Annotated in this window: 14 protein-coding genes; 9 read left to right on the top strand and 5 right to left on the bottom strand. The window is 41.1% G+C overall.

Going from position 1 to position 18,256, the window contains the following annotated elements:
* The first annotated feature begins 210 nt into the window (after positions 1-210).
* The 5 genes from FAZ19_RS21515 to FAZ19_RS21495 all read left to right on the top strand — a co-directional run bounded on the left by FAZ19_RS21515 (position 211) and on the right by FAZ19_RS21495 (position 5,614).
* A complete protein-coding gene (locus FAZ19_RS21515; RefSeq protein WP_136822832.1) occupies positions 211-1,623 on the top strand; it encodes a TlpA disulfide reductase family protein in 1,413 nt (470 codons plus the stop codon).
* Positions 1,624-1,788: 165 nt separating this feature from the next.
* Entirely contained in the window at positions 1,789-2,166 is a 378-nt protein-coding gene (locus FAZ19_RS21510) for a hypothetical protein (RefSeq protein WP_136822831.1), read from the top strand.
* 56 nt (positions 2,167-2,222) lie between these two features.
* A complete protein-coding gene (locus tag FAZ19_RS21505; RefSeq protein ID WP_136822830.1) occupies positions 2,223-3,230 on the top strand; it encodes a TQO small subunit DoxD in 1,008 nt (335 codons plus the stop codon).
* Positions 3,231-3,480: 250 nt separating this feature from the next.
* On the top strand, positions 3,481-4,020 hold the full coding sequence (locus tag FAZ19_RS21500) for a DinB family protein (protein ID WP_136822829.1): 540 nt from the start codon (positions 3,481-3,483) through the stop codon (positions 4,018-4,020).
* Positions 4,007-5,614 (top strand): hypothetical protein, encoded by a 1,608-nt coding sequence (locus tag FAZ19_RS21495; protein WP_136822828.1) that lies wholly within the window; start codon positions 4,007-4,009, stop codon positions 5,612-5,614. The genes FAZ19_RS21500 and FAZ19_RS21495 overlap by 14 nt, the downstream gene beginning before the upstream one ends.
* Positions 5,615-5,648: 34 nt before the next feature.
* On the opposite strand, the gene FAZ19_RS21490 is transcribed toward FAZ19_RS21495, so the two are convergent.
* Positions 5,649-6,218 (bottom strand): outer membrane beta-barrel protein, encoded by a 570-nt coding sequence (locus FAZ19_RS21490; RefSeq protein WP_136822827.1) that lies wholly within the window; start codon positions 6,216-6,218, stop codon positions 5,649-5,651.
* A 212-nt stretch (positions 6,219-6,430) separates the two neighbouring features.
* Here FAZ19_RS21490 and FAZ19_RS21485 point away from each other — a divergent pair, with 212 nt between their 5' ends.
* The 3 genes from FAZ19_RS21485 to FAZ19_RS21475 are packed head-to-tail and all read left to right on the top strand — an operon-like array spanning position 6,431 to position 9,698.
* Entirely contained in the window at positions 6,431-6,970 is a 540-nt protein-coding gene (locus tag FAZ19_RS21485) for an RNA polymerase sigma-70 factor (RefSeq protein WP_136822826.1), read from the top strand.
* A gap of 14 nt (positions 6,971-6,984) precedes the next feature.
* On the top strand, positions 6,985-7,950 hold the full coding sequence (locus tag FAZ19_RS21480) for a FecR family protein (protein WP_136822825.1): 966 nt from the start codon (positions 6,985-6,987) through the stop codon (positions 7,948-7,950).
* A gap of 5 nt (positions 7,951-7,955) precedes the next feature.
* Positions 7,956-9,698 (top strand): carboxypeptidase-like regulatory domain-containing protein, encoded by a 1,743-nt coding sequence (locus FAZ19_RS21475; RefSeq protein WP_136822824.1) that lies wholly within the window; start codon positions 7,956-7,958, stop codon positions 9,696-9,698.
* Between the two features lie 229 nt (positions 9,699-9,927).
* Here the strand turns inward: FAZ19_RS21475 and FAZ19_RS21470 are convergent, their stop codons facing one another.
* From FAZ19_RS21470 to FAZ19_RS21455, 4 genes are read right to left on the bottom strand one after another with little or no spacing between them, the layout of a single operon-like run.
* A complete protein-coding gene (locus tag FAZ19_RS21470) occupies positions 9,928-10,998 on the bottom strand; it encodes a dihydrodipicolinate synthase family protein (protein WP_136822823.1) in 1,071 nt (356 codons plus the stop codon).
* The gene (locus FAZ19_RS21465) at positions 10,998-12,017 is read right to left on the bottom strand and encodes an NAD-dependent epimerase/dehydratase family protein (RefSeq protein ID WP_136822822.1); all 1,020 of its coding nucleotides are present in this window, start codon (positions 12,015-12,017) and stop codon (positions 10,998-11,000) included. The genes FAZ19_RS21470 and FAZ19_RS21465 overlap by 1 nt, the downstream gene beginning before the upstream one ends.
* A gap of 14 nt (positions 12,018-12,031) precedes the next feature.
* A complete protein-coding gene (locus tag FAZ19_RS21460; protein ID WP_229707665.1) occupies positions 12,032-13,339 on the bottom strand; it encodes an Nramp family divalent metal transporter in 1,308 nt (435 codons plus the stop codon).
* Positions 13,248-14,768: a PQQ-dependent sugar dehydrogenase gene (locus FAZ19_RS21455; RefSeq protein ID WP_136822821.1), complete on the bottom strand. Its 1,521-nt coding sequence runs from the start codon at positions 14,766-14,768 to the stop codon at positions 13,248-13,250. The genes FAZ19_RS21460 and FAZ19_RS21455 overlap by 92 nt, the downstream gene beginning before the upstream one ends.
* Positions 14,769-15,122: 354 nt before the next feature.
* Here FAZ19_RS21455 and FAZ19_RS21450 point away from each other — a divergent pair, with 354 nt between their 5' ends.
* Positions 15,123-18,248: a SusC/RagA family TonB-linked outer membrane protein gene (locus FAZ19_RS21450; protein ID WP_136822820.1), complete on the top strand. Its 3,126-nt coding sequence runs from the start codon at positions 15,123-15,125 to the stop codon at positions 18,246-18,248.
* The last annotated feature ends 8 nt before the right edge of the window (positions 18,249-18,256 follow it).

Genomic DNA, 18,256 nt, shown 5'->3' with positions numbered 1-18,256 from the left:
CAGCAGCTTTCCGACGCCTATAATCACGTTCTCGTCCATGATGCGCCGATTAGGGCGAATAATGTAGCGGACCGGTTTTTGACCGTGATGGCCGGTTTTGGGGCATCAATATAGCCAGAAGAAGTCGCACCGCTACTATTATTATGCCTGCGGCCGTACTCGTAAAATTTATACAGGATAGAATTTAAACTTTAGAATAGAATATTAGCTATGAAAAATATAGCTTTAGCATTTTTAATGCTCTTTACCTTGAGCACGGATGCCCAAGAAAGCGAATATAAAAATCCGAAACTGGAGGCCTTACAAAATGAAAAAAATAAGGCTACACTTGATAAGAAGATCACCGATCTAGCGAACGGGACGGCAGAAGATTTGGATGTGCTGATCCAGTATTACGCGAAAGATGAGGCTAAGAAGAAACAAGTCAGCGATAAGTTGCTGCAGAAATATCCAGAGAGTATAAATGCGCGGATGTTACGCATGCAGTTGTTTATGCCTTTGTCAGAACCGGCTGAAATCGAGGCTTTAGTGCAGACAATGATCAAAGACTATCCCAATACGAATTTGGATCTGGAAAGGAATTTAGCCGCTCTTGCCTATGCCGAGATCCCGGATACCACCAAGGCCATGAGCATGCTTAATTCGATGGAGGATAAGGTATACCGATTGTATGGCGTCATGCTGATGGTCGATATCATCGACGCATTCGATAAAGCGACGGCGCTGACGATTGCCACGAACGAAATCGCAAAGGTAGAAACTCTTAAAAACCAATCTGCACTTAGTGAGCCCCTCCAGATAGATCCACAAGCAGTCTATAAGGAATACATCAACATGTACGGAAAACTACTTTTTAAGGCTGAAAAGTATGAGGAAGCTTACACGTATACGACAGAGGCATACCGCAATCTTGAAAACAACGACGCGGAACTAATCGAGAACTATGCTTTCTTGTCAAGTTTAAAGGGACTGTACGAAGAAGCCTTGCCGATGTTGGCTAAAGCTGTTAAGGATGGCAAACATGATCCAAGATACATTGAACAAATAAGAAAAGGGTATGCTAAATTATACCCTAATAAAGATGTGGATGCGTATATCACGGAGCTGAAGCAGGGTTTTATTGATAAGATGAAAGCGCATGTTGCGGAGTTGATGATCGATGAGGCGGCGCCTCCATTTACGGTTACGGATGTAAATGGGAAAAAGGTGTCTCTATCGGATTTTAAGGGCAAAACCATAGTATTAGATTTTTGGGCAACGTGGTGCGGTCCTTGTGTGGAATCGTTTCCCGCCATGCAAATGGCAGTGAATCGCTATAAAAACGATTCGGAGATTAAATTTTTATTCATTCATACCTGGGAGAATGTGGCCGATCCGCTGACCGATGCGAAATCTTTTCTAACCAAACGAGATTACACATTTGACTTGTATATGGATCCTAAAGATCCTGCAACGAGAAGAAGTGCGGCGGCAGATGCGTTCAAGGTAGATGGTATACCGGCCAAATTTGTTATCGATGGAAAGGGCAGAATACGCTTCAAAGCTGCGGGTTTTTCAGGTAGCGCGGAGGAAGTTGCTGAAGAGGTCGTTCAAATGGTGGAAATGGCACGCGAAGGCGGATAATTGATCTATTAATTTACATAGTAAGAACAGAATAGTTAAAATTCATTAGTTTAGGTTTTATTTTTAATGCTTGTTGGCAAGAGCTAATCAAAAGATATATCGGACTTAATAATCTAAGCTACTTTTTGAGAAGGTTACAAAGTAAAATAGTGTACTTTTGTAATAATGCCGCAGATAGAAACACATATCGGAAAATCGTACAGTATCTTGTTGATATGGTTTATTTTATTTTCGTTGCTTCCTTGTACGGTAAAGGAAGTAATGTTTGATTCGGTAGATATTGATTATTCCAAACCACTCAACAAATCAAAGGCAATTACACAGACAAACCTTTGTCAGTACTCTTCTCACGATAGTCAATATGTTTCCGTTGTAATAAAATCAAAATTCAATAAGCAGATTGAACCCATCGATTTTTGCAGACAGGATGTTTTTGTGGTGTGTTCTGCTGCCAAAGGCAACCGTAAATACGCAAAAACTTTCTCGAGGAACAGTCCCCCCAAGTATATTTTATACAAGCGAATGAAGATTGATATAGGATAGTTTATTGCTTACAAACTCTATATCTTTTTTTTAACGCTTAATAAAATATTAATTCAATGAAACATACACATATTGAAAATTCAGCTAATATGGCTGGACTTTTCACCTTATCCCTACGTTGGGTAATCGGCTGGACATACTTCTCCGCATTTTGGAGACGCTTAATTTTAGAGAATAAGCTTATTCCCGAAGAAGCGGGGTACTTAGGTGAAAAATTCAATCACTTTTTACCCAATGCTTTAGGCATCAAGCCCATTATTGAATATTTGGTTTCCAATCCTGATGCACTTCAAATAGCAATGGTGACCTTCACAATAGTTGAAGCTGTTGTAGGGCTATTTATTATTCTTGGATTATTTACAAGACTAATGAGTGTAGGTGTGTTTCTACTCGCTTTGGGGATACTTTTGGGTTCTGGATGGCTTGGTACAACTTGTCTGGACGAATGGCAAATCGGTGTACTTGGTGTTTCAAGTGGTTTTACGCTATTTCTTACCGGAAGTGGGGCTTATTCGCTCGACGGCTACCTGATGAATAAAAAGCCTCATTTTACCAACAAGAAACGGTTTGGATTTTTAGCTTCGGGAATTCTTCCTGTGAAAAACTTACATCCGAAGGTCTTAACCGGATCAATATTCATCATTGGACTCACGCTGTTAACCAATCAGTATTTTCACGGAGGTGTATTTGGCAAACTTCATAATAAATCGGTTAAACCAAAAATCGAAATTTCAAACGTTCATTATACCGATTCTCAACTTGGCTTTCAACTATTCAGAGTAGAAGGAGCGGATGTTTACGGTTCTTTTTTAATCGGAATACAAATTTTAGATGAAGATAATAAGGTCGTGAAATCTATCAATCAAAATGAATTGGCACGGTTTCCAAAGGATAACATAAAAAATCATTATGTCGCTAAAATTAAATCCGGAAAACATAGTTTGCTTTTGCCTCTTGGTGCGAAAGCTGATATTACCATAGATCTAGATGGAATCGTGATAAAGGAAAATTATTCTTTGAAACTAATTGACATTAGCGGAATAGAATGGTGGGCTGAAATATAAAATTGAGAGAAAAGCCCCGGTCGTATCCGGGGCTTTAACTATAAATGATTATGAACAGAAAAGGGACTTCTGGATACTTTTTGCAAAAAAAATGTTTTTTGTGTAACTAAATGATATCTTATATATTTATAACCAAATGTTTTTATATGTATGGAATTAAGGAGAAATGCGTTCGAGGCGATAGCAGATACGACTCTAGGCGTGAGGAATAATAAATTGGGTTATCCAATCAGATTTAAATATAAAAAAAATGTCTTCATTAAAAATATCGGTATGCCTCATTACGGCCCTCTTTTTTTTCTTTAAGCCCGTATGCTATGCTCAACAAAAGGATAGTTTGACCAGCCAGTTGGAGATCAAATGGAAAAATGCGATGACATACACCTTAAAAATGGCGGAATTGATGCCGGAAGATTTTTATGACTTTAAACCCACCGATGAGGTGATGAGCTTTAAAGAACAGTTGCTGCACATTGCACAAAATATCCAATGGCTCTCGTCGTCGTATCTTTTGTCCAACGAAAAGGCAAAGCAGAAAAATAATGATTTGACCCGCATAGCGAAGCCAGTAGTGATTCAACAACTCAAGGAAGCATATGACATGGGTCTGCTTGCGCACCAAAGCCTTTCGCCTACACAGTTGGAGGAAACGGTATCCTTTTTCGCAGGACCTAAAACCAAGCGACAAATACTTATTCTTTTACACGATCACCAAACCCATCATGTCGGACAGATCATCGTCTACCTGCGGTTAAAGGGAATTAAGCCTCCTGCGTATGTTGGTTGGTAGTCGATGTTTTTTTATTACCCTCGTCCTATTTTTTACATTGCAATTGCCCTGTTTTGGCGAGAACAACCATATTGATCCTGTATTGGATCAGTATACGCAATTTCGGCAATATGTCGGGAAAGACTCACTAGCTCTCTTGGCGGGACTAAGTAGGCTGTGGGAAAAAGCAAAACGAGACGATAGCAACGATCTGCGGGCTGTGTATTATGTCTTGTTGGGAGAAGGGCAGACTCGACTTCAAAAAAGAGACAACCCGACAAGTCGGAGGGCTTTTAATAAGGCGATTGAATGGGCGAAACGGAGCAATAGGACCGAAATGTTATTGTGGGTGACTCAGCACGTTGCTTATTCTTATTATCGCTCTAGAACGATAGCGGAAGCGCTACCCTACTTTGTGGAAAGTAAACGCTTTCTGCTGAAGGTACCGGAAGAACGCGTTATAGATAAGGTGGGGACGTTTAAGAGAATGGGTTATATCTCGGGGACAATAGGTCAACACAAAGAAAGCCTTGATTACCTGTTTAAGGCCTTATCGTATGTGGGCAATGATCGCTATGAAAAGGCAGAGATCTTAGATAATATAGGTGTTTTGATGTTAGAGCGACAAGATACCATAGCGGCAAAAAAGTACTTCATAGAAGCTAGGGAAATGGCACGTATGGGCAATGACGCTGTGCGCTACGCAAAGGTACTTGGTAATTTGTCGCGAATCTCGGCTGCCAACGGCAATGCGGTAGAGGCGATAAGGTATTTGAAAGAGGATATTACGATTTCTAAAAAACACGATAATCAGCAGAATACACTCTTTGCCTCACTGGCACTGGCAGAACTATATGTAAAAAAAGATAGCCTCAATCGTGCGGAACTAATCTTGGATGAAATAGCCAATATACTGGATCGTAATGACCAACTGGTAACTTTTGCACAACGCTATGTGAAAATTAAACTGGATATTTCTTTAAAAAATCATGATATCATCTCCGAAATGAAATTTAGACGTTTGCTTGATACACTAGAACGTAAAGCGAATGACTGGGATGGTAACAATGTAATTTCGTCATCTCGTAACTTGATCGAGAAACAAATGCTTTTTGAACAGGATAGGATAAAAATGGAAGAACAGGAAGGACCAGAGTCACGGAAAATGTTCTACTCCGGACTTACTTGGAGTATCGTAATTGTACTGATCGGTTCTACAGTAGCAATTAGTTTGGTAGTGCGTAACCAAAATAATCGAAAAGAGGATCTACCTCAAATACATGCACCAGCCGTTGATATCGGGAAAGGGACTGCTGATCGTCTGTCTGAAATGTTAGATTCCCACCTCATGACGGATGATAAGTGGAAGGAGTTTAAGGAAATTTTCGAAGAGGAATACGCCGAGTTTTGCGCGCGGCTAACTACGGATTTTGAGGAAGTGAATGAAACGCATTTACGATATATTGCATTATTCAAGTTGGGACTTAATAAACGGCAAATTGGTGAAGTCTTGGGTGTGACAGAGAGTGCGGTAAAGAAAACCAGACAACGCCTGCGAAAAAAAATGAGTAATGAGAAATTTGAACAATTGGAAAAATTAATTACGTCTTCATAGTATGTAAAAAAGTCCACTTTGGAGTGGACTAAATTTAAAAATTGTACCCTACCGACAAACCTATTATTCGGCTTCGGCTATCAAGATCCTTGCTGGTCCTGTTAATGGAATGATTGTACCTAAGATCTACCGCAAAACGGTTGATATCCGTTCCGATATTAACAAAGCCATCGCAGATCAGCGTATTGAAATTGCTGTTGGGGGTCGCGTTGTTCTTTTTCAGATTATAGTTTAACTGTGAACCCAATGAGGTTCTTACAGTCAGCTGGTCAGTTTCCACTATTTTATAACCCACATGTACAGGTACATTTAATTGATAGAATGTAGGGTCATATTTCTTTTGTTGAAAGTTGTATGCCGATTTAAAGGTGGAAAATGTTATCTCTCCTTGCACATAAAGTTTGTCAGAGGTACGGGCGAAAATCCCTGCCTGCACACCAAATTGCGCGTCATCATTGCTAACGGATTTATTACCATAACTTGGCATATGGTATAACGCTCCGGCTTTAACACCGTAATCCAAATCCTGTCCGTTAGCCGTTAAACCAAGGCATAAAGCGAGAGCTATAAATCCATACTTCGTTTGTTTTTTCATTTTGTTCATCAGAATAAGTTGTTTAAGATATAATGTTATTAATTTTCTATTGTGACTAAGACAGTTGATTCTGAATATACCCTTAGCCCGACTGGGAAAAAAATAACGGGTAATCTCTATTTTTGTTCCACCGGAAGGGGAAGGAAAAAAAATAAAAATCGGTAAGGGTTAAAGCCAGTTGGATTGTCTTATAATGAAACAAGTCAGAAAAAAAGCATGATATGACAGTGCTAGTAGACAAAGAGAAAAAATTTGAACAGGTCTTCAGGACTTATTTTAAGGAGTTGCATCGGTACGCTTTCAAGATATTGGGAGATTCTGATACGGCTGAGGAAACCGTTCAGCAGGTTTTTTTAAAACTGTGGGAAAGAGATTGGCAGCAGGATATTCATACGTCTGTACGTTCTTATCTGTATCGGGCGGTATATAATGAGAGCATAAATCTCATCAAAAGAAAACAACACAAGATGAAGTACGAGGCGTATCAGCAGCACAGCAGTGGTAATGAAGCCTATGCACAACAAAGCGATAGCGAATTGAGAAAACAGCTATATGTTGCTTTATCCGAGTTACCTGAAAAGAGTAGGGTGGTGTTTGAGATGAGTAGGTTTCAGGAATTGAAGTATCAGGAAATAGCCGACGAGTTAACGTTGTCGCTGAAAACTGTGGAGGGACATATGACCAAGGCGTTGAAACACCTGAGGCTTCATCTTGCAGATTATTTAAATATACTGACATTAATCATGATGACTGGCTTATAAAACCTGTATTTCTAATGAAGAAGGAATTGATCGTAAAATATATTGTGGGAGAGACGGACCAACAAGAGCGTCTTTCGGTTGAGGCGTGGATTGCCGCAAATAGCAATAATAAAAAGGAACTGGAAGAGATGAAAAGAGTATGGCTTATCGGAGGAGATCCTAGACAGATCCCAGACATAGACATCGATAATGCCTGGTCGGATTTTGTTCGGATGCGCGACGAAGGGAGTAACAAGCTCCAGACCTTTAATACTGTGCCTAAAAGAAACAGCCTGAAATGGATAAGCATTGCCGCATCGCTGTTTTTGGTCGGCGTATTCGCTTTTTGGGGCCTTCAATCTACATTAAGGTTGGAAAAGAAATTGAAAACACAGTGGCAGATAAAGCATGTGGGATTGCCCGACGGAAGTATCGTACATCTGAATTCCCACGCGGAAATGCTATATCAAAAAGAGTGGCTTGGAAAAAATCGGAAAGTACAATTGCTTAAAGGAGAGGTCTTCTTTGATGTAAAAAAAGATAAGAATCATCCTTTTGTGATCGAAAGTGGTAAGAGTAAAATCACGGTATTGGGAACAAGTTTTCATGTACGGCGCGAAGGAATCGATACGGAGGTAATTGTAGCGAGTGGCGCGGTGAGGGTGAACCATGGGGGGCAAGAGCTGGTCTTAAAGCCCAAGCAAATGGTTGTTGTTTCAGATACCGCAAAGCTTAAGATTCGTGTAGATACGGTTCCGGATCAGCTCTATCGATATTATGTCCACCAGGAATTCATGTTTGAAAATACACCCTTGACAAGGGTGTATGAAGTGCTGGGGAAGGCGTATGGGAGGCAGTTTGTGATTGTGAGCGAGACGACAAGGGAGCTAAAGTATACAGCTACCTTTGAACAGCAGACGCTGACTGAAATATTGGATGTGGTGTTAAAGACATTCGACTTAAAAATGAATCAGAAAGATAATGTGTACTATATTAAATAAGCATCATGCCTAGGTATTCCAGTTTTATCAGAAATTTCAAAATTATCATATACATTATCCGTAAAGCAAAACTTTTTGGAATAGGTGCGCTCATGGTATGCCTAAGCTGTTCAGCCGTGTATGGCCAAAGTAAGCTTTCAGGAAATATACAATTGCCCAAATTCGAGGGAGCTACCGTAAGAGAAGTTTTTGATGTGTTAAAACAAAAGCAAGCGGTCTTATTTTCTTACAACAGTAATTTACTGGATCTTGATAAGGAGGTCAATATTGATTCTTATCAAGGACTGTTAACACATTATCTGGAAAGATTACTTGGAGAGAAATACAGTTTTAAAGAAACCAACTCCCATATTATTATTACGTATGCTCCACAGCGGATGGATGTAAGTGCCATCGATATGGATACGACAAAAAACAACCGAGCGGTGATTTCGGGTTATGTCAAAGATATCCGCACAAATAAGCCGGTTAGCTTGGTGACGGTGTATGACCGAACGACGTTTCAGGCTTCCGCGCTTACCAGTAAAAAGGGATATTTTGAGCTGGATATCAAGAATCCGAATAATACGGTTGTCATCGCGTTGAGTAAAGAATATTATCGGGATACTATGCTAATGCTATTGCTTCCGTTAGAGATCTCGCATACCGGTAAAGAGCATAAAACAGGTTATTACCATACTTCTGATTCCAGTAAAATGATTTCAAACTCCGTATTTGGTAGGTTTTTTACAAGTTCCGGCCAGCGAATTCAAAATATTAACTTAGGGGGATTCTTTGTTTACAGCCCCTTTCAAATCTCGATGACACCGGGATTGAGTACACATGCTTTTTTTAATTCACAAGTCGTCAACAAATTCTCGTTGAATATCATCGGAGGATATACAGCGGGAGTGGCCGGAACTGAATTGGGAGGAATTTTTAATGTCAACCAATTTAGCATGCATGGTGTTCAATTTGCTGGTGTATCCAATGTGGTAGGTGGCGATGTAAAAGGATTTCAGGCGGCGGGGGTTGGTAATGTCGGGTTGAATAAACTATCGGGTGTACAGGTAGCTGGCGCTTGGAATAGCATAGACACGGTTGTTTGGGGATTGCAAGTAGCGGGTGGGATCAATATGGCTAATAGTGCGACCCATGGGGCTCAGCTGGCTGGAGGGATGAATATCAGCCGAGGCGAAGTCGGGAGCCAACTTGCAGGTGGGATTAATATCGCAAAAAAAGTGCGTGGTGTGCAGCTTTCAGTTATTAATATTGCTGATAGCAGCGATTACCCTATCGGCGTCTTTAACTGGATAAGAAAAGGTTCTCGTCAGCTGTCGTTAGGAATTGATGAGAGCAGCTTCATTGCGGCGAGCTTGAGAAGTGGTGGACGGGTGATGTACAGTGTCTTAGCAGCCGGAATTTATCTAAATGACGAAAACGTTAAATATGGTATTGAAGCTGGGGTCGGTGCGCATCTTGTAAGAGGAAAGCGATTTGCATTATCTACGGAATTGGTTCATAGAACCCATTTTGACAAGGATCTTAAATATAATGAAGCTAATCGAAGCTCATTTCGGATTGTACCGGCTGTCAATTTAGGACGGTATATTCAGGTATATGCAGCTCCCTCGCTAACTTATGCTGAGACTGTACATCCCGAGCCAAGAACCAGGGCACTGGCGTGGAGATTTTGGGGAGCCGACCGAGCAAGGAATACTTTTCATGGCGGAGGAACCGTTGGTGTTCAATTTCTTCTTTCCCGCTGATAAAAGGGAGGTGATAACCGAAAGTAGCCACATTAACGGTTTGTTTTTTGAAAGTTAAACGCTCAATTTGTAGGTGTTACTCTCCAAATATTTGTGTTAAGTTATTGACTTTTCGTAGCTGCGATCAAAAAGCCCCTCTGGAACGAGGGGCTTTTCTTTAACCATTGCGCGAGAGTGCGCAGAACCTATGGACTTTAAATTTAAAAAAAATATTTTTCCTTGCCTAGCTTTACAATGTTTTTTTATAGTTTGTCAAAAATTCTTTTACAAATTGGTCATCATTTAGGGTCGGATAATTTTTATAGACCCGGTCGATTTCTTGAGATTGTCCGGGAGAGAGGGTTTCTTTCGGGTTGAGGCACCATATTCCTTTTAGTAGCCCCTGTCTTCGTAATACTTCATGTATCCCTGGTATGCATCCATGGAAGTTATGTGCGGGGTCAAAGAAAGCGGCATTCGTATCGGTGACGTGTATAGCTTTGGATAGGAGCCTGTCAGCTTGTTCAGGAGAAGGGGTTTTTTTGTATTGTTTGATTTCTTCCAACAGTTCTACTGCTTTATGCGTCCAGACCGCCCAATGTCCGAGCAGCCCCCCCTTGAAATCAATACTGATATTCTTGTTTCCGACGGGAAATACGTAGGCGCTCATCAGGTCGTTGATTATATTGTCGTCATTGCCCGTGTACATGGCGATCTGGTCCGGACGTGATGAATTGGCCAATGCCCGCATAACGTCTAATGTTTGATAGCGGTTGAAAGAAGCACATTTTATGGCAACCACATTTTCGATCTCTACAAATTTTTGCCAGAAACCGTATGTAAACACCCGTCCTCCGACAGAAGGCTGTAGGTAGAAGCCAAAGACTGGGATTTCCTGAGCAACAGCCTTCACACGATCTAGTACTTGCTCTTCTGTCCATCCTTGTAGACCGCCCATGCTTAATAATCCGATATCGTAGCCATATTTGTTTGCTGTTTTTGCCTCATTAATTGCCTGCTCTGTGGGGCCGCATATTCCTGCTACTTTCACGAAAGGCCTTTCAAGATCTGCTTTTTCGACTTCTTCTGCAGCCCATTTGAGAACCGTTTCGAAAAGGTTGATCTTGGGATCTCTGATTTCAAACTGCGTAGAATGTACCGCTACGGCTATACCACCTGCTCCACTAGCCATATAGTAGTTGGTCAGTAATCGTTGATGCGCTTCGTTTACCGTGCGGTCTTCATGCAATGCCAGTGGATGCGCAGGTATGACTGTCCCGTTTAATAGGTGCTCTTTTAGGGTAATGGATAGTGTCTTCATTAAAATTTTCCTCCTCTTTCTTGAAAATGGGTGTCTTTGTTCCATAGCTCTCCCCCTTCAGTGATCCACTTGGCGGTGATATCAATCGCTTCTCTGATCGAGGTTCTCGGATATCCGAAAAGCTTGTGACATTCGCTGGCATTGCTTAGTAGGGCTGTTCCTGTAGGCGCATTGATAAATATCGGTGTCTGATCAAAGTAATGGCCAAAACACTGCGCTATCCATCGTATGGACAGAATTTCAGGGCCGGTGACGTTCAATATTTTGGCGGGAGACTCGCAATGTAATAAGGAACGCAAAGCGATCTCGTTGGCGTCCCCCTGCCAGATGACGTTGACATTTTCGGTGGTCAAGTCTATCTCCTTTCCTTCAAGTACAGCTTTTGCAATCTCGACCAATACACCATAGCGGAAATCAACAGCATAATTAAGACGGTAGATCAATACAGGTGTGTTGTTTTTCTTGGCAAAGTATTGAAAGACACGCTCCCTGCCCAAACACGATTGTGCATATTCACCAATGGGTTCGGGTGTTGTTTCTTCGGATACTCCTCCATTAGAAATAGAGACAAAAGGAAGTACGTTTCCAGAAGAAAAAGCGACAATCTTTGAGGATTTGAAGTGTTCGGACACCTGTCCTGGAAGATAGGTGTTCATAGCCCAGGTGAAATCTTCATTGCCTGTGGTTCCAAATTTGTGCCCAGCCAGGTAGATAATGTTCGGTATCTTCGGAAGTATTTTTAGTTCGTCCGGATTTAGCAGGTCGCAGGCTATTGTTTCTACACCGATGTCTTCTAATTCTTTTTGAAGTCCTCCAGAGGAAAAACGCGATACACCGATCACTTTTTTGTCTAGATTGGCTTCCTTAATGGCTCTTACAGCTAGTTCGGCCATACTTGGCCCCATTTTTCCGCCAATACCAAGCAGCATAATGTCACCTTCAATTTTCTTGATGTCCGCTACCAGTGCGGCTGAGGGTGCCAAGATCTCTTTCTCTAATTTTGCTAAGTCTGTCTGCATATATTTTTGCGTTTTTATTTGATAAATAGGTTGTATAGATTGCTGAACGCAAGTGTGATCAAGACGATCAGTCCCAATGCTGCCCAGATTTTGGTAGTGGGTTTATTGACTTGATCTTTCATGATCACAGGATCATTGGCAATGAGGAACATGATGATTCCTATAAACGGGACCAGAAATATCGTAATGCGCTGTGCAAATACGATGAGTTCGAGAGGTGCTTTGCCGAAAGTGATGGCAACGAAAGCTCCGATCAACATAACCAATATGATAAAGGCTTTGACCACTTTGTTGTTGAGGTTGTTGCCAAACCCGAATGTATCTCCAAGCAAAGAACCTCCTAATACGGCATTGCCAATAAGGGATGAAAATGATGCTCCGAATAGTCCTATAAAAAAGATAAGAGCGGCCTTGGAACCCAGTAAAGGTTCTAGTGCTTTTCCCATTTCGGAGGCTGAGCTGATCTTGATGTTTTGTGTGTGTAGTACCGCAGCGGCACAGACAAGAACGGAAGTACTCATCACGCCGAGCAATACGATACCAATCTTACTTCCCAAGATCTCTTGATCGGGTAACGAGGAGGTTCCTAGTGTTTTTCTGCGGGACTGAACAAGGTAGCTTTGATAGAATGCACCTACCACGGAAAAACAGGATGCCGTAAATGCAATGATCAATCCTGTTGAGCCTTTCGGGATGGACGGTGCCAAACCCTTTGCCAGATCTTCAAAGGAAGGCTGTATCATGATTGCTGTGGATAGAAATGCGATTAGCATGATGATAATCATGGTCAGCATAAACTTTTCAAGCGCTTTGTAGAATGAGCGGAAGAACAGAAGGAGTATCGCAACCCCCGTGAAGACGATGATCCAGATTTTGGAGTCCGATCCGGTGCGTTCGGAGATGGACAGTGCAGCGCCAGTTGCGTTGCCTGCTTGGAACGAAGCTGTTACTAAAAAGATGCCTATCCCAATTATGGCTGAGGTGACTTTGCCAAATTTCTTTTCGATCAGGCGAAGCAGAGACTCGTCATTTTGTGCGCCGATCCGCGTCGCCATATTGGTGAATACCATCATGAAGAATGCGGCAATTACAATAACCCATATCAGATCGAAGCCGTAATCGGCTCCCATCTTAGACGTAATGGTGATTTTGCTTGGTCCAAAGACCAAAGCGGCGGTGATAACTCCGGGGCCTAAGATAGACAGCCAGTTTTTGAAGAGGGAATTGGATCTACTTTGCATTTTGTCTACGGTTTGATTGAATAGTTTGTGGAGATATCTTTGAGCCAGTATTTCCAAAAGATGTTCGGATGTAATTGGCAATCAACTCGATCTCCTCATCCGTTAAAAAATTAAAGGCAGGCATTTTTCCTTCATAAGGGCTTTTTTCTTTTTTATCTGCTGTGCCATACAATAGTAGGGATGCAAGGTCATTGTCATCTCCCAATACGATTGGTGATTGTCTTAACGAAGGGAACAAATGTGCGATGCCTGCGCCATCAGTTTTGTGACAGGATGAACAATAGGCTTCATACAGTGTTTTTCCGGAAAGTGCTATTTCCTTTCTGACGGTTTTGGGTCTGATAACAGGCCCTTGTACGTGGTTGCTTTTTGTTATACGGTATATAGCGTCATCTTTTTTTTTCGGGAATCCTTTTTGCGGATTCCAGTCTCTATTGCTTGAAGAAAAATAGATATCACCATTAGGGAGGACGAGGACGGAGCGAAGTCTTCCTAGGTAATCTGTGAATAATACGTTTTCATCTACAATGGTAGTGCCGTCGTCCGAGAGTTTGAGGATCCGCATCGATTGCGTCTTTAATGTAACCAATAAGAGACTGTTCTTCCATGTGGGGATAGCCGTGGAATTGTAGTAGGCCATGCCTGAAGGTGCTATGACAGGTGTCCAAGAGTGGATGGGTTCTGTGCGTGCCGATATTTTGGCTATAGCCATCTCTTTGTCCGTGTCGTGCATACCCTCTATCTGAGGCCAGCCATAATTGTGAAGAGGGTGGATCAGGTTTACTTCGTCTTCGATGGCGTCACCATGTTCGGATGTATATATGCTTCCAGAAGCGGACTGGGTTAGGCCTTGTATGTTTCGAAATCCCCACGCATAGACGTAGCTGTTTGCTATGGGATTGTCATTCGGTATCGATCCGTCTGGGTTTAGGCGTAGGATTTTTCCATTTAATGAGGTAGTGTCCTGTGCGTAATTGTCGTGTGCAGCATCGCCGGTAGCCCAGAGTATTTTGTTATCCTTGCTGATGATGATACGCGAGCCGTTGTGTCCCGTGTTGCCGGGGATTTGCAATAACGTTTTTGGATTACTTAATTTGTCTTCTTTGAAATCATAGCGAACCAGGTTGGAGTAGATGTTTTTGTCTGTTTTACTGGTATACGAGAGATAAAGATAGTGCTGACCTTTGTTGGGTTGATACAGGGCCATACCCAAAAGACCCAGTGTACGCAGTTGGTACACATCTTCTAGATGTGCAATGCTTGTGACTTCGTTTGTACGAAGGTCAAGCTTCTTTATTTTTCCGGCGATCTCGGAAAATATGATCACATTGTTTAACGGATCGTATTGCAGATCCCACGGGACATCAAGGTTGTCGGCTACCTTGCTCAGGGTAAGTATGGAGTTGCCAACCTCAATGCTACTGATGATCTCCTCGCTATTACTGGACGTACAGCCTGTAAGTATAATACAAAAAATATGAAGGATATAGATCTGTTTTGTACTTGTCATAAGATAAGGTATTGTCCTTGTGTAACCTTGAATAATTACGAATCAAAGCTATCGCTTTGAAATTTAATATACAAAAAAATATTAAAATTGTATACAATTTTAATATTTAGATCTGATTGTAGTTTTATAAAGGGTTGTTCTATAGATTATTACGCATAATAGCTCTTTACTCTTATGAAAAAAAGTATAAAAAATATTTTTTTTGTTTTCAAAAAATACATAATATTGTATACAATAATTTTGCATGAGCAGGTTTGACAACCTTATTATGATACTTGTAGGTCAGTGCTTGTTTATGCTTTTTCTTTTAAAATAATCTCTTTTGTAAATGATTACTAAAACCTGAATTAATCGATGAATCTAAAACTACACAAATTCAAGAGGGTTTTTAATACCAAGCATTTATTGCTGGCTGTGTCTATGTTTCCTCTGGCAGGAGAGTCGACTGTATTAAAGATCTCGACAGGGGCTTTCCGAGAAAGCTTTTCGTCAAAAATCTCCATAGTGATGTTGGAGGTAAATAGCGATGCTAAACAGCAGAAATGGAAAGGAGTGGTTTCGGGAGCTGGAGGGGAAGCAGTTTCGGGAGTCGAGATTCGAAACGTAAGAACAAATGCGGTGACTACCTCGGACGTGAATGGTGTTTTCGAATTGGAAGCTCTTTCAACCGATCAGATCCAGTTCAAAATTATTGGATATGAAACAAAAACGGTCTTGGCAGCAGATATCGAACAGGTTATGTTGACAGTGCTAGAGAGCCGACTTGATGAAGTCGTCGTTGTGGGGTATGGTACGCAGAAAAAGGGTAGCGTGACAGGTTCCGTGTCAACGGTTAAATTTGACGAGAATACCGTTAGCCGACCTAATCTTAATCTTGCTTCAGCTTTGGTAGGAGCAAGTGCAGGTTTGAATATTTCACAGACGTCTGCACAGCCAGGGGCTGAGAGCTTTGGTTTCTTAGTAAGGGGAATGGGAACAATGAATGATGCCTCTCCCTTGGTGGTTATTGATGGTGTTCCAGGGGCTTTAAATGATGTGAATCCGAATGATGTAGAAAGTGTTTCGGTTCTTAAAGATGCTGCTTCGTCCGCTATTTATGGTTCTCGAGCAGCGAACGGCGTTATCTTGGTAACCACTAAAAAGGGGAGCGGTGATAAATTCAGTGTGACATATAATGGGTACTTGGGTTCTCAAGGGGTAGCGAAGGATATCGATTTTATAACAGATATGGCTACGCACATGGAGTTGGTTAATGAGTCTGAAGGCAGAGAAAAGTACGGCGCAGATCTGATAGAAGAGTGGAGAAGGGAATCTGCTGCCGGAAATCCGTTGTATCCGAATACGGATTGGTATGATGAAATGCTTAATAGCTCGTTATTGTCGGAACATAATTTGGCGATCCGAGGAGGTGGGCAAAAAAGTCATTTTGCCATGTCAATGGGGTATTTAAATAATAAAGGGATAGTTGACAATTCAGGTTACGAGCGTTATAATTTTAGAATAAATGCTGATGCTAAGGTTAAAAATTTCTTGACATTGGGGGCGAATATTTTTGGCTCTTGGTCTGATCGGGAAGTTTTGGACGTGTCTAGTTTTTTCTCTTCTATAAGAAATACCACGCCTGGCGTGATTCCTGTTTACACGGATGGACGTTATGGCGGTGAGATGTTTTCAGGATTGCCTGTAGGGTCTAATCCTCGTGCATATGTGGATAATATTACGGGTAATGGTGAACGGCAAAAATTGAGTGCAAAGTTTTTTGGTATTGTTAATTTGTTAAAAAATTTAGAATGGGAAAGCAGTTTCGGATTTAACTATTCGAACTTGAAAAGTTGGGAATATGTTACACCGTATTCTTTATGGAACCTTCAAACAGACTTTCAGTATCAGCAACGCCCAAGTGTGAATAGCTTATTTAACAATAATCGAAGAGATTACTCAACCGTGTTAAATACACTTCTGCGTTTTAAAGAAACGTTTGGTGGATCTCACTATGTTGCCGCTTTGTTGGGTTTTGATCAGCAATATAACAGGATGGATAATTTTAACGCGAAGAAGAATGATATTTTTGGTAATGATGCAATCTATGTTTTGGACGCGGGCGCTAACATGGAGTCGATAGGGGGAACTGGAACTGACGATGCATTACAGTCATATTTTGGGCGATTAAATTACGATTACCAAAATAAATATCTTTTTGAAGCTAATGCACGATACGACGGGTCGTCTCGGTTTTCCAAAGATAACAGATGGGGCTTTTTTCCGTCGTTTTCTGCTGGATGGCGCGTAACAGAGGAGCGTTTTGCTGAACCTTTAAAAGCCATATTTGACGACGTAAAAATTAGAGGTTCTTGGGGTAAATTGGGCAATAACAGGATAGGTGATTATACTTATCAAGTTGTTTATGGTTCCTATCTTTATCCGTTTAGTGGTCAATTGCAACAAAGTGTAGCTCCGAAGGAAATTGCTAATAGCAAAATTAAATGGGAAACTACCACAATAAGCAACGTTGGGTTGGATCTGGCGATGTTGAAAAACAGATTGACATTGAGTGTTGAGTACTTTGATAAAACCACAAGCGATATTTTAACAAAAATACCTATTCCATTGACTATGGGGAATTTCAGTCCGCCTTGGCAGAACATAGCAGAAATGAAAAATAAAGGTTTTGAATTTCAACTAGGTTACCAAGGTAAGGTTGGGGAATTGGCTTATCAAGTAAATGGGAATTTGTCTACAGTGAGCAACAATGTGACTAAGTTTAATGGGGACCGATCCATAAGCGGCGCAAATATTACGTTAGAGGGTAGCCCTTATGCGAGCTTCTATACATTGGAATTTGATCGTATCGTGCAAAATCCGGAAGAAATAGAAGGCCTGGTTGCCGATGGTTATACATTTGGAACTTTTGTAGGAGGTAAGCCATCTCCTGGTGATATCCTCTATAAGGATACGAATGGTGACAAAGTGTTTGATGCAGAAGATCGGGTGATTAAGGATTATTCTTCACTGCCTAAAATCACATATGGTTTAAATTTTAATGTTGCTTATAAAAATTTTGACGTAAATGTAGTTGGTCAAGGTGTAGGTGGCGTAAAACAATATTGGGGTAATGACGGGTTTAATACCTTTAATATTAATGAAGGATTTTTACAGCGCACAACAATTTTAGAACGCTGGACAGAGGAAAATAAATCGACGGTGTATCCTAGATTGCATACGTCCGGTTCGGCTTTGAATACCGCCGTTAGTGATTACTGGTTGTATAATACATCTTACTTTAGGATCAAATCTTTGCAGTTGGGTTATGCATTACCTCAAAATGTTTCAACTAAATTTAAGGTAGACAGGTTGCGGTTGTATGCGAATTTGGAAAACTATTTTACGTTTACAAATTTTGAAGGGTACAATCCGGAAAATGCAAGTGTTTCGTATCCTATGATGAAACAATGGGTAGTGGGTTTGAATGTAACATTTTAAAAAGAAAA

Source organism: Sphingobacterium alkalisoli, from assembly GCF_005049105.1.
Lineage (GTDB): Bacteria > Bacteroidota > Bacteroidia > Sphingobacteriales > Sphingobacteriaceae > Sphingobacterium > Sphingobacterium alkalisoli.
This window is presented reverse-complemented; position numbering and strand designations above follow the sequence as displayed.